Origin of the sequence: Streptosporangium sandarakinum, from assembly GCF_050942225.1 — a bacterium.
GTDB classification, from domain to species: domain Bacteria; phylum Actinomycetota; class Actinomycetes; order Streptosporangiales; family Streptosporangiaceae; genus Streptosporangium; species Streptosporangium nondiastaticum.
Map to the genome: position 1 here is coordinate 8,068,260 of NZ_CP192034.1, position 12,550 is coordinate 8,080,809.

The window sequence follows — 12,550 nt, forward strand, 5'->3', positions numbered from 1 at the left end:
GACCCTCCGGGATCCTCTCCGCTCAGTCGGGGTGGACGGTCATCCCCCGCTCGAAGGGGTGGCGTCCGGGAAGGTCATTTCAAGGAAGGAGCACTGCTGCGAGTCATCCGACCACGGAAGCCTGCTCTTGACGATTCCCCACAGGGAACCCTTCTCGAGCAGGCACCGGGTGTCGACGGCGTTGGACACGCCGGGCAGCCCGCCCGCCGCCCGCGTCAGGGCCAGGGAGTCCGTACCCGGCTTGACCCGGAGCCGGAATGCCTCGGGCATGTCCTCGCGGCGGATCACGTTGAGGAGCGCGGTGTCGTCCGCGTTCTGCCGCCGGAAGTTCTCCCAGTTCGTCCGCTGATCCTCGAAGGTGACGCTCTCCACCTCGGGCCGGCCTGCCAGCGTCCGGCGCAGCTCCTCCCGTCCCGCCTCGGTGACCCCCTTACCCCCGCAGTTGGGGAAGGGGGCCTGGTCCTTGCACAGGAAGACCGAGACGTCGGCCATCCCCGACGGCCCGGTACCGCCCGCGGCCATGGCGACGACCATCGCCTCCCCGGGCCGCGGAGAGGGCGCGGCGAGGCTCGTGACGCCGACGGCGACGGCCGTGACGGCCAGTGCGGCGGCGGCGATCCGCATCGGGAGCCGCGTGCGCCGGCGGACGGGTACGGCCAGCGGGCGGACGTCCGCGACCGTCCCGGCGGCGGCCGACAGGGCTCCGCGCAGGCGGTCCTCGGTGATGTTCCGGTCGGTGCTCATGATTCCTCCCCAAGCGTCCGGGCGAGGGCGGCCAGCCCGCGCGCGATGGTGGACCGGGCCGTTCCGGCCCTGATGCCCATGACCTCCGCGATCTCCTGGTCGGGCAGGTCGAGGTAGTAGCGCAGGATCAGCGCCTCGCGCTGCCGCTTCGGCAGGCCGAGCAGCGCCGTCAGGACCTCGCGTCGTTCCTCGCCGAGCAGCGCCGCGTGTTCGGCCGACCAGACGGGCGGCTCGTACGGCGCGGCCCGCCGGAACGCCACCGCCCGGCGCCGCAGCACCGACCGGGCCCCGTTGAGCACCGCCGAGCGGACGTAGGTCAGCGCGCGCCCGGGATCGCGCAGGCGGCGCCGCCCCGCGTGCGTCCGGGCGAACGCCTCCTGCACGACGTCCTCGGCGGTGGCCTGGTCGCCCACCATGAGCAGGGCCAGCCGCACCAGGCCGAAGTGGTGTTCGGCGAACAGTCCCGCGACGTCGACGCGGTCCCTCGCCGGGCGCTCCGCGCGGGGAGGAGCCTCGGTCTTCGGTTCCGGGGTCGTCCCCGAGAATGACATGGTCACGTCACAGAGACGCCGGACCGGGCCGTCTGCTGCTCGGTCCGGCGTACATTTTCCGGCGGCCTTCCCCGGCGGATCCCTCAGCGAGCCCCGGCGGCCCGGTGGATCCTCGGGCGGGCCCCGGTGGATTCCCAGCGGCTCACCGTACGGCGACACGACGGCACGGCGGCTCGCCGTACGGCGCCGCGTCAGCCGGCCAGTTCGGCGAAGGCCCGCTCCCAGCGTTCGGCGACCACGGACATGTCGTAGCGCGCGGCCGTCTCCAGCGCGTTGCGGGCCATCCGGTGCCGGCCCTCCTCGTCGTCGATCATCCGGAGCAGCCCCTCGGCCAGCGCGTCGACGTCGTCGGCCGGGACCAGCAGGCCGTCGTGACCGGAGGTGATGATCTCGCGCGGCCCTCTCGGACAGTCGAAGCTGACCACCGGCACCCCGCAGGAGAACGCCTCGATGATGGTCATGCCGAAGCCCTCGAACCGGGAGCTGACCGCGTGGATCGACGCCTTGGCGAGCTCTCCCTCGATGTCCTCGGTCGGGCCCATGAACGTGACGTTGTTGTGCAGGCGCAGCTTGACGGACTGCCGGACCAGCTTGTCGCCGGAGCGGCCCTCGCCGTAGATCCGCAGCTTCCAGTCGGGCCGCTTCTGGACGACCTGGGCGAACGCCTTCAGCAGCCGGTCGTAGCCCTTGACCGGCACCAGCCGCCCGGCGGCCAGCACGATCCTGTTCTCCTGCCGGGAGCGGGGCCGGGGCGTGGCGGGCAGGCCGTTGCCGATGGTGATCACCCGCGTCCGCCCGCCGCCCAGCATGGCGCGGTAGTCCCGCTCGTCGGCCTCGGTGAGGGTGATCACCGCGTCCAGGTTGGGGTACCACTCCCGGATCTCCTGGAAGATGCCGGGCTTGTGCGCCTCGAAGTGCAGGTGTTCCTGGGCGATGGTGACGACCTTCCGGCGTGCGAACCTGGCGGCCATGATGTTCAGCCCGGCCCGGGTGGTGATCAACACGTCGGTGCGGAGCCGCCGCAGCTCGCGTCTGAGCACGTCGTCGCTCCAGGCGCTGAAGGAGGCGTAGGCGCGCTCCTCCGGGTGGATCAGCGCACTCTCCTGCCCGCTCAGCCGTTCGGCCCGCTTCGTGTACGGCCAGCGGACCCGGGCCCCCTCCCGCAGGTCCACCAGCGAGCGCAGCCGCACCCGGGGGCCGAGCCGCAGGAAGGGCCGGTCGACGTGCTGGAAGACGCTGATCACTTCGACGTCGTGACGCAGGGACAGCTCGGTGGCGAGGTCGAAGGTGGCACGGATCGTCCCGCCCATGCCGTAGGCGTTGAGGATCAGAAAGGAGATCTTCACGTACCCTCCTCCTCGACGGTCAGGGCCACGGCCAGGGAGTCGGTGTCGGTGTAGTACGGCCGCACCCGCACCTGTCCCACGTGCTGGGCGGGGAAGCGCACCTTGGTCTTCTTGTCGGTGACGTCGTCGAGGCGGGCCGCCAGCGGCAGCCGCGCTCCGTCGGCCTCGGCGTACAGGTCCCAGAAGGTACGGCGGCGGCGCTGTCCGTCGGCCATCGGCTCGATCCGGACGCCGCCCTCGAAGCTCCGCCCGTGAAACGCTCCCGGGCCGCCGACCGGCTCGGCCCCCTTCCTCGGCACGGCCACCAGCCGGGCGGGGCCCTCGATCGGCTCGCCGTAGGCGATCATGCCCGTCACCCCGACCACTCCGTCGTCGGAGACGACACCGGTCACCTCGACGTACGGCCGGACCTCCCGGACGGTCAGCGCGAGCGTGCCGACCGAGGTGCGGAAGGCCCGGATCTCCCGCTCGCGGGGCATGGCGGCGTAGGCCGTCAGGCCGTCCAGCGAGAAACCCGGGTCGTCGGTGGCGATGGGCTCGCCCCGGCACGACACCACCCAGATGCCCGGCGCCAGCCCGGCCAGGGCGGTGCCGGCGTGCTCCTCGCCGGTCTCGGCGTGCCGCAGGACGATGTCCCCGTCCTCCGCCCCGGACCGTCCGCCGTCCGGGTCCGGCCACTCGACCCTCAGGACGTCGTCGCCGTCCACCCTGCCGGTGACCGCTCTCCTGCCTCCGGCCACGGCCGCTCCGCCCTGCGTTCCCGTACCCACTGAGGGACCCCCGTCTTGCCTGCTCGCCCCGTAGAGCACGCATAGAACTTAAATTGGCAACAAGTGTGTATAAATTCGCTGGGAATTCTAACGATCTTCACTTCCCCTTCGAGGGGATTTGACGCGAAAAAACGCCACTGATCAGTACGGCGGCGTGAGCGCCGCCCCGCCTCGCGCCCGTCGCGGGGCCCGGGACACCGCCGGGCGCCACACCCCGGCCCCTGGAACGGTCCGCACCACCGGACGCCGCACCCGGACTCCTGAGGCGACCCGCACCGCCGGGCGCCACACCCCGATCCCGGGACGATCCGCACCGCCGGATGTCACGCCGCGGGGCGGCGCCGTACCGCCGGGCGCCTCGCCCCGGAGCCGGGCGGCGTCCCCGGCACAGAACGCGCCGGCCGCGGTCTCGGCTCCCCGGTGCGACAATCCCGGAAAATCACACTGCATACCTTTAAAGACTCGAAAGCCATCCGTAAGGTTGCATGCTCCGGCGGACCAGAAACGGACCCCGCCCGGCTACGCACTCGGTACCGGCCGCTGACCTGTGAAAACATCGCCGGAAGCAGCGAAATCACGAAAAAAATGAACCGCCCGGAAACCGGAGACCGCGTCGGCACCGGAAAGGAAACCGGAACCCGGGTCGAAACCGGAGAACGGGCTCTGAAGCCGCGTCAGGGACAGAACCCGGGACGAAGCGGAAGGACCCGAACCGGGATCAGGACCGGGAGCGGAACCGGGTCAGGAAACGGGCCACCGCAGCGAGAGGGTCATCGCCTCCACGGCCATCTGCGGGTTGACGTTGGCCGCCAGCCGCTCCCGGCACAGCATGATCGAGTCGATCCTGCGCAGGGTCTCCTCGGGGGTGGCGGAACGGGCCTGGCTCTCCAGGTCGGCGCGGCGGTCGCCGTTGGCCAGCTCGACGGGGGCGCCGAACTGCACCGCCAGCACGTCGCGGTAGAACGCCACCAGATCGAGCAGGGCCGTGTCGATGACGTCGCGCTTGGTCCGGGTGGCCCGGGACTTCTGCCGGTCCTCCAGCTCCTTGAGCGCCCCGGCACCGCCGCGGATCAGCCCCCTGTTGAGCCCCTTGCCCGAGGAGCCCTCGCCGTAGACCTTGCGCAGCTCGGTGATCTCCGACTCGTTCAGCGCCGTGGTGACGGCGGCTGCCTCCTCCTCGGCCGTCTTCACCAGCCGCTCGGCGGCCGTCACGCACTCCGCCACGCCGGCGAGCGAGGCGGGGATGGACAGCACCGCCTCGCGGCGCCGGCGCGCCTCGGCGTCCAGAGCCAGCCTGCGGGCCCGGTCGATCTGCCCCTGGGCGGCCTTGGCCGCGAACTCCGCCGTCTCCGGCGGCACGTTCTCCCGGGTGACCAGCATGTGGGCGACGGCCGCGGCGGGCGGGGTGACGAGCGTGACCACCCGGCAGCGGGACCTGATGGTGATCATCATGTCGTCCGGGGAGGGCGCGCACAGCAGCCAGACCGTCCGCGGCGGCGGCTCCTCGATCGCCTTGAGCAGCGCGTTGGAGGCGCCCTCGGTGGCGCGGTCGGCGTCCTCGAACAGCACGACCCGCCAGCGGCCCAGCGTCGGGGCTCCGGCCGCGCGGAGGATGAGCTGGCGGGTGTCCTTGATCCCGTAGGAGAGCCCCTGCGGGCGGACCACCTCCAGGTCCGGATGGGAGCCGACGGTCACCTGGTGGCACATGTCGCAGTGGCCGCACCCTTGGTCGGGGCAGAACAGCGCGGCGGCGAACGCCCTCGCGGCCTCCTCCTTGCCGGACCCGGCCGGACCGGTGAACAGCCAGGCGTGGGTCATCCCCGCCCCGCGGCCTCCGGACAGGATCTCGGCCGCCGACGCGGCGGCCCTGCGGAGCGTCTCGACCGCCCGCTCCTGGCCCACCAGGTCATCGAAGACTCCCACCCGACCAACCTACCGCCGGGATCAGTCGTGGATGACCGGGATGGTGCTGGTGGCGTCCTCCGCCTCCCGGGGAACCGGGTCGGGCAGGATCTCGCGCACCCGGTCGTGCACGATCTCGGAGATCACCCTCTGGTCGAGGGTGCCGTCGACGACGAGGTAGCGGTCCGGGTGGGCGGCGGCCAGCGCGCGGAATTCGCGGCGCACCCGCTCGTGGAACTCCAGCGGCTCGGACTCGATCCGGTCGGCGGCCCCGCCGAGCCGGGTCAGCCCGATGGACGGCGGGGTGTCGATGAGCACGGTCAGGTCGGGGACCAGCCCGCCGGTGGCCCACTCGTTGACCTTCGCCACGTCCTCCTTCTTCAGGGACCGCCCCGCGCCCTGGTAGGCCAGCGAGGAGTCGACGTAGCGGTCGCAGACGACCATCGACCCCCGGTGGAGGGCCGGGCGGATGACCTTCTCGACGTGCTCGGCCCGGTCCGCCGCGTACAGCAGCGCCTCGGAGCGGGCCGACAGCCCCTGGTGCACGGCGTCCAGCAGGATCGCGCGCAGCCGCATGCCGACCTTGGTGGAGCCGGGCTCGCGGGTCTGCACGACGTCGTAGCCCTGGTCGCGCAGCCAGATCGCCAGCAGGCGGGACTGGGTGGTCTTGCCCGACCCCTCGCCGCCCTCGAACGCGATGAACATCCCGCGCGGCTGCTCGGCGACCTCGGGGACGAACCGCTCGCCGCGCACCGCCGCCAGCAGGTCGGTCAGGATCGGGACTCCCCTGCGGTCGTCCATCTGGCGCAGCGCGAGGAACCCGACGACCGTCGCGAGCAGCCCGCCGACCAGCAGCACCAGGTTGGAGCCGTCGAACTGGTACACCGTCTCGCCGCGCACCCGGACCAGGTGCCTGCCGAACAGGCCGGCCAGGGTGGGCGCCACCGCGACCACCAGCAGCAGGGTGACCCGGGCGAGTGACTGCAGGAACGAGAACGTACGGCCCCGCAGGCCGTCCTCCACGTCCAGCCCGATCATGGTGTAGCCGATGATCCAGGCGGTTCCGGCGCACGCCCCGAGGACCACCGTGAGCATCACCACGATCACCAGGTTGTGGACGACCGCGACCGCGGCGAGCACCAGCCCCGCGACGATGATCGACAGCCCGAACAGCCTCGGCCGCGACAGCTCCCGCAGCAGCCTGGGCCCGAAGAACATGCCGCCGGCCATGCCGAGGAAGACCGCGCCGAACACCACGCCGTAGGCGGCGTCGCCGCCCCCCAGCGCGCCCACGTATATCTTGGCCACGCCGACCACCGCGCCGCCGGCCGCGAACGCGCCCAGCATGCCGATGATCAGCCCCCGGATCGCCCGGTTGCCGCCGACGAACCGCCAGCCTTCGACGATCTGCCGCAGCACCGACGGCGTGGAGATCACGATGTCCCCCGAGGGGACCCTCCGGATCTCCTTGAGCGTGAACACGATGACGGCCGACACCAGGTAGGCGACGGCGTTGATGAACAGCGCCAGGTAGGTGTCACGGCCGGAGAAGTACGGGATGAACCGGCCCAGCGCGTCGTCGGCGACCGACAGCACCGCGAACAGCAGCGCGGCGACCGGGGCGGTGCCGTAAGTGACCAGGAGGTTGAGCTGGTTGGCCGACTCCAGCCGGTCCTTGGGCACCAGGTTGGGGACCGTGGCGTCCTTCGCCGGGACCCAGAAGAGGTTGACGCACTCGACGAGGAGGGTGGCGATGATCACCCACTGGTAGTTGCCGACCGAGGTGAGCGACAGCACCAGTGGGATCGACAGGATCAGCGCGAACCTGAGCAGGTCGCAGGTGAACATCGTCAGGCGGCGGTCGAACCGGTCGGCGAACGCGCCCGCGACGGGACCGAGCAGGACCGCCGGCAGCATCTTCGCGACGAAGACGCCGCCGATGGCCAGGCTCTGCGTGGTGTACCCCTGCCCGGCGGTGAGGTTACCCGCCAGGGCGGTCAGCGCGATGATGTTGAGCCAGTCTCCCAGGCTGCACACCGACATCGCCATCCACAGCTTGCGGAACGGCGTGTGGGCAAGCACGTGAGGCGGCTTGCGTCGTGCGGTGCTCGGGCCAGGGGTGGTCATGGTCTCAGCGTATCGAGACGCCCGCCTGGCTGGGGAGAACACCGGTGAGCCGATATGCCCATCCGAGTGATGAGCCGGGTGATACGCACCACCCGCCCGCCTCGACCGTTTTCACCCCCCCTTCATCTCACCCGCCGGACCACGCCGTCCCTCGTCCGGCTGCCACGAGGCGCGGCGGACGCCCCGTGCCCTCGCCCGTGCCGCCTGCCCTCGTCCGCCCGCCGTGCCGTTCAGCCGCGCAGCTCCAGCAGCGTGATCTCCGGCGGCGCCCCCACCCGGACCGGCGGCCCCCAGAAGCCCGCGCCCCGGGTGACGTACACCCGGGTGTCGCCCACCTGGCCGAACCCGGAGACGATCGGCTGCTGGAGGGAGACGAGCAGGTTGAAGGGCGCCATCTGCCCGCCGTGGGTGTGGCCGGACAGCTGGAGGTCCACGCCGTACCGGGCCGCCTCGTCCGCCTGGACCGGCTGGTGGGCCAGCAGGACCGTGGAACGGGAGCGGTCCCGGCCGCCCAGCGCGCGCTCGAAGTCCGGGCCGCCGGACGCGCCGTCCGCCGGGCCACCGGAGATGTCGTTGACCCCCGCGAGGTCCAGCACGGCCCCCGCGTGGGCGATCTCGACGCGCTCGTTCTGCAGCGGTCGGACACCGAGCTGCCGGAGCTCCTCGATCCACTCGCCGGGGCCGCCCGCGGTGTAGTACTCGTGGTTGCCGGTGACGAAGTAGGAGCCGTAGCGGGATTCGAGGTTCCGCAGCGGTTTGGCCTGCGGGCCGAGCTCGGCCACCGTCCCGTCGACCAGGTCGCCGACGATGGCGACCACGTCGGCCTCCAACGAGTTGATCATGCGGACGATGCGCTCGGTGTGCCCGACCCCGGTGAGCGGGCCGAGATGGATGTCGCTGACCACGGCCAGGCGCAGCCCGTTCAGCCGCGGGTCGAGCCGGGGCAGCCTGACCCCGGCCGACTCGATCACCGGGTCGCCGAGCGCGGTGCGGACGCCGCTCCCGACGGCGGCCAGCGCGCCCACCCCGGCGACGGCGGCGACCGTGCGGCCGATGAAGAGCCTGCGCCCCACCGGCGCCCCGGCGGGACCGCGCGATCCGGCCGGGTCTCCCCGGCGTCCGAGACGCCCGCCGCGCCGGGGTCCCGCGTCGTGTTCTGGGAGCCCTCCGCGCCCACGGCCCCGGTCACATCCGGGGAATCCGCGACGTCCGGGGAGTCCGGCACTCCCGCGGCCCCCGGCACGGCCACCCCGGACCCCGTGGACCCCGCGGACGCCGGTACGGCCACGCGCTCCGGTTCCCGCCCCGGCTCCGGAGCCCTCCGCCCGGCCCGCCGTACGGCCAGCAGGGCCAGCGCCCGCGGGATCTCCAGTACCACCAGGAAGACGAACAGGTAGAACATCACGGCGAGCCAGAGGTAACCCGGCCAGGCCAGCAGGTGGCCCCACGCCAGCCGTTCACCGGCCCGCATCACGATGAGGAACGCGGCCAGGGCCACCAGCACCGCGGTGAGCACGACGCGCACCCGCCCGGGGGCGGTGGTGTCTTTCACCAGGCGGCGCCACAGGTAGTAGTGGACCAGCACGACCACCGTCAGGACCATCGCTATGAAACCCACGCCCGCCACCGCTCGCTCTCCGCGCCCGCCATACCCACCGCCGCGCCCGCCGTATTCTGCCGCCGTGCCCGCGCCGGGTCACATCGCCCCGGCACGACCGCCGCGCTCGCACCGGACCGCACGGTGACCCGGGTGATCGCCGTACTCGCACCGGGCCGCACCGTGATCGGGCGACCGCCGCATTCACGCTGGACCGCGCCGCGACCCGGCGTGCCCGGTATGTCCGGCGTGCTTTCGAGAACGCCGGACACGGGCGGCGCGTTCCCGCGTACCTGAGAGCTTCCTCAGGTACGCGGCGGCCCCGGCGGCACGGCCCCTGCCGTCAGGTCTTGGTCTTGGCCTTCGGGCGGGCGGCGGGGCGCTTCTTCGGCGCCGGGCCCCGGGCGCGACGGTCCGCCAGCAGCTCGGCGGCCCGCTCTGTGGTGATCTGCTCGACCTCGTCACCCTTGCGCAGCGAGGCGTTCGTCTCGCCGTCGGTCACGTAGGGGCCGAACCGCCCCTCCTTGACCACGATCGGCTTGCCGGAGACCGGGTCCGCGCCGAGCTCGCGCAGCGGAGGCGCGGCGGCGGCACGGCGCCCCCTGGTCTTCGGCTGGGAGAACAGCTCCTTGGCCTGCTCGATGGTGACCGTGAACAGGTCGTTCTCCGACGCCAGCGACCGCGAGTCGGAGCCCTTCTTCAGGTACGGCCCGAACTTGCCGTTGTGCGCCCTCACCTCCTCGCCGTCCAGCTCGCCGACGAGCCTGGGCAGCGTCAGCAGGCGCAGGGCGTCGTCGAGGGTGACGGTGTCGAGGGACATCGTCTTGAACAGCGACTCGATGCGCGGCTTGGGGGCGTCGGCCTTCTTCGTCCTCTTCTTCGTGCCCTCGGCCGGGGGCTCCTCGGGGAGGATCTCCGTCACGTACGGGCCGAACCGGCCGTCCTTGGCCACGATCAGGTTGCCGGTGGCCGGGTCCCGGCCCAGCTCGCGGACGCCGGTCGGGCGGGAGAACAGCTCCTCGGCCACCTCGGCAGTGAGCTCGTCGGGCGCCAGGTCCTCCGGCACGTTCACCCGGACGCCGTCACGGTCCAGGTAGGGGCCGTAGCGGCCCACCCGGATCATGATGTCGGTGCCGGAGATCGGGAAGGAGCTGATCTCCCTGGCGTCGATCTCGCCGAGGTCGGTGACCAGCTCCTTGAGCCCCTCGTCGCCCTCGCCGCCGTCGCCGTAGTAGAAGCGGCGCAGCTCTGGCACCCGCTCCGCCCGGTCGTTGGCGATGTCGTCGAGGACCTTCTCCATGTCGGCCGTGAAGTCGTAGTCAACGAGGTGGCCGAAGTGCCGCTCCAGCAGGTTGACCACGGCGAACGCCAGGAAGGACGGCACCAGCGCCGTGCCCTTCTTGAACACGTAGCCGCGGTCCAGGATCGTTCCGATGATCGACGCGTAGGTCGACGGACGGCCGATCTCCCGGTCCTCAAGCTCCTTGACGAGCGTGGCCTCGGTGTACCGCGCCGGCGGCTTGGTGGCGTGCGCCAGAGCCTTGAGCTCGGCCGCGGTGAGGCGGTCGCCCTCGGCGAGGTTGGGCAGGCGCCGCTCGGCGTCGTCGCGGGCGGCGGCCGGGTCGTCGGCGCCCTCGACGTAGGCCTTGAGGAAACCGTGGAAGGTGATCGTCCGGCCGGAGGCGCTGAACTCCACCCGCTCGCCCGCGCTGGACGTGCCGCCCACCTTGACGGTGACCGACTCGCCGACCGCGTCCTTCATCTGCGAGGCGACGGTCCGCTGCCAGATCAGCTCGTACAGCCGGAACATGTCACCGGTCAGCCCGGTCTCGCCCGGCGTGCGGAACACCTCGCCGGAGGGGCGGATCGCCTCGTGCGCCTCCTGGGCGTTCTTGACCTTGCTGGTGTAGACCCGCGGCTTGTCGGGGACGTAGGCGGCGCCGTACAGGTTGATCGCCTGGTTGCGCGCCGCGGCCACGGCCGTCTCCGACAGCGTGATGCTGTCGGTCCGCATGTAGGTGATGAAGCCGTTCTCGTACAGGCGCTGGGCGATCTGCATGGTCGACTTCGCCGAGAAGCCCAGCTTGCGGCTGGCCTCCTGCTGCAGCGTCGTCGTCCGGAACGGCGCGTACGGCTTGCGGGTGTACGGCTTGCGCTCGACGGACTCGACCCGGTAGGCGGCGCCGTCCAGCCGCGCGGCCAGGGCGCGGGCGGCGGCCTCGTCCAGGTGGACCACGCCGGCGCTCTTGAGCGTGCCGGTGGAGGCGAAGTCGCGCCCCTGGGCGACGCGCCTGCCGTCCACGCCGGTCAGCGTGGCGGTGAACTCGCTCGGCGACTCGTCGCGGCCGGTGTCGAACAGCGCCTGCAGGTCCCAGTAGGTCGCGCTGGTGAAGGCCAGGCGCTCACGCTCGCGCTCGACGACCAGCCGGGTCGCCACGGACTGCACGCGACCGGCGGACAGGCGGGGCTTGACCTTCTTCCACAGGACGGGGCTGACCTCGTAGCCGTAGAGGCGGTCGAGGATGCGCCGGGTCTCCTGGGCGTCGACCAGCCGCAGGTTCAGCGACCGGGGATTGGCCACCGCCTCCTGGATAGCCCGCGGGGTGATCTCGTGGAACACCATGCGGTGCACCGGGACCTTGGGGTTGAGCACCTCGCGCAGGTGCCAGGCGATCGCCTCGCCCTCGCGGTCCTCGTCGGTGGCGAGGTAGAGCTCGTCGGCGTCCTTGAGCAGCTGCTTGAGCTTGCTGACCTGGGCCTTCTTGTCCGGGTTGACCACGTAGAGTGGTTCGAACTCATGCTCCACGTTGACGCCTAGGCGGGCCCACGACTTGCCCTTGTACTTCTCAGGGATGTCATCGGCCTTCTCGGGGAGGTCGCGAATATGCCCGATGCTGGACTCCACGATGTAGCCGCGGCCGAGGTACCCGGCGATGGTCTTCGCCTTGGAAGGCGACTCGACGATCACCAGGCGGGTTCCGCCGGCGTTGCCGTTCTTGGCTGGCACGCTGCTTCCTACCTCGCTGTTCGCATTCGTTCCCCGTTCACTTCCCCTCGGGTTACCCGATCCAGATCGGGCGCACTCCCAAGGAAAGCCGCAAGGACGCACAATAAAGCCCTATGAGTGCTGACGTCCCCCAGCCCATCCTCGGAGACTAATCGCTGTGCTGGACTACTCCTACTTGGTTCTCCACCTTCCGCGCGGTACGACCCGGGACACGGCCCGCCAGATCCTGACCGAACACGCAGAATACGGCGGCTGGGAGCTCGACCGTCTGCGACTGTATCCCGACGGCCGCAGGGACGTCCGGTTGCGTCGCAAGATCATACGTGTGGCCAGGACGATGTGACCGGCCGCGGTCCCCGTGACCCGCGAAGGCGGTGGACCGACATGGCTTTGCCCGCCCCGGGCCGCGCCCCCGGAACGGGCAAAGCACTCCCGCTCCGCCCGGCGATCGGAACCCGGGCCGCCTGGGCCCGCGGTTCCTCTCACCGGCGGCGGAGCGCCTGCGC

At 71.7% G+C, this 12,550-nt stretch carries 10 protein-coding genes; 1 reads left to right on the forward strand and 9 read right to left on the reverse strand.

Annotated elements, in window-relative coordinates:
* Positions 1-39 precede the first annotated feature (39 nt).
* The 9 genes from ACQP10_RS37035 to topA all read right to left on the reverse strand — a co-directional run bounded on the left by ACQP10_RS37035 (position 40) and on the right by topA (position 12,044).
* Complete coding sequence (locus tag ACQP10_RS37035) at positions 40-744, reverse strand: permease-like cell division protein FtsX (RefSeq protein WP_433540586.1); 705 nt, start codon at positions 742-744, stop codon at positions 40-42.
* The gene (locus ACQP10_RS37040; protein ID WP_399499126.1) at positions 741-1,295 is read right to left on the reverse strand and encodes a SigE family RNA polymerase sigma factor; all 555 of its coding nucleotides are present in this window, start codon (positions 1,293-1,295) and stop codon (positions 741-743) included. Before ACQP10_RS37040 ends, ACQP10_RS37035 begins: the two co-directional genes overlap by 4 nt.
* Before the next feature lie 191 nt (positions 1,296-1,486).
* Positions 1,487-2,641, reverse strand: a complete 1,155-nt coding sequence (locus ACQP10_RS37045; RefSeq protein WP_346018403.1) for a glycosyltransferase family 4 protein — start codon at positions 2,639-2,641, stop codon at positions 1,487-1,489.
* Positions 2,638-3,381 carry a hypothetical protein gene (locus ACQP10_RS37050; RefSeq protein WP_433540587.1) on the reverse strand — a complete coding sequence of 248 codons (744 nt, stop codon included), beginning with the start codon at positions 3,379-3,381 and terminating at the stop codon, positions 2,638-2,640. Before ACQP10_RS37050 ends, ACQP10_RS37045 begins: the two co-directional genes overlap by 4 nt.
* A 771-nt stretch (positions 3,382-4,152) precedes the next feature.
* Complete coding sequence (locus tag ACQP10_RS37055; RefSeq protein ID WP_346018401.1) at positions 4,153-5,334, reverse strand: DNA polymerase III subunit delta'; 1,182 nt, start codon at positions 5,332-5,334, stop codon at positions 4,153-4,155.
* A gap of 21 nt (positions 5,335-5,355) precedes the next feature.
* Positions 5,356-7,440, reverse strand: coding sequence for a dTMP kinase (gene tmk, locus ACQP10_RS37060; RefSeq protein ID WP_346018400.1), 2,085 nt, complete (start codon positions 7,438-7,440; stop codon positions 5,356-5,358).
* Between the two features lie 230 nt (positions 7,441-7,670).
* Positions 7,671-8,513 (reverse strand): metallophosphoesterase, encoded by an 843-nt coding sequence (locus ACQP10_RS37065; protein WP_433540588.1) that lies wholly within the window; start codon positions 8,511-8,513, stop codon positions 7,671-7,673.
* Positions 8,408-9,058 carry a hypothetical protein gene (locus ACQP10_RS37070; protein ID WP_433540589.1) on the reverse strand — a complete coding sequence of 217 codons (651 nt, stop codon included), beginning with the start codon at positions 9,056-9,058 and terminating at the stop codon, positions 8,408-8,410. Before ACQP10_RS37070 ends, ACQP10_RS37065 begins: the two co-directional genes overlap by 106 nt.
* Before the next feature lie 322 nt (positions 9,059-9,380).
* Positions 9,381-12,044 (reverse strand): type I DNA topoisomerase, encoded by a 2,664-nt coding sequence (gene topA / locus ACQP10_RS37075; RefSeq protein WP_346018398.1) that lies wholly within the window; start codon positions 12,042-12,044, stop codon positions 9,381-9,383.
* 157 nt (positions 12,045-12,201) lie between these two features.
* Between topA and ACQP10_RS37080 the strand changes: the two genes are divergently transcribed.
* A complete protein-coding gene (locus ACQP10_RS37080) occupies positions 12,202-12,387 on the forward strand; it encodes a DUF5703 family protein (protein ID WP_189247016.1) in 186 nt (61 codons plus the stop codon).
* Positions 12,388-12,550 lie beyond the last annotated feature (163 nt).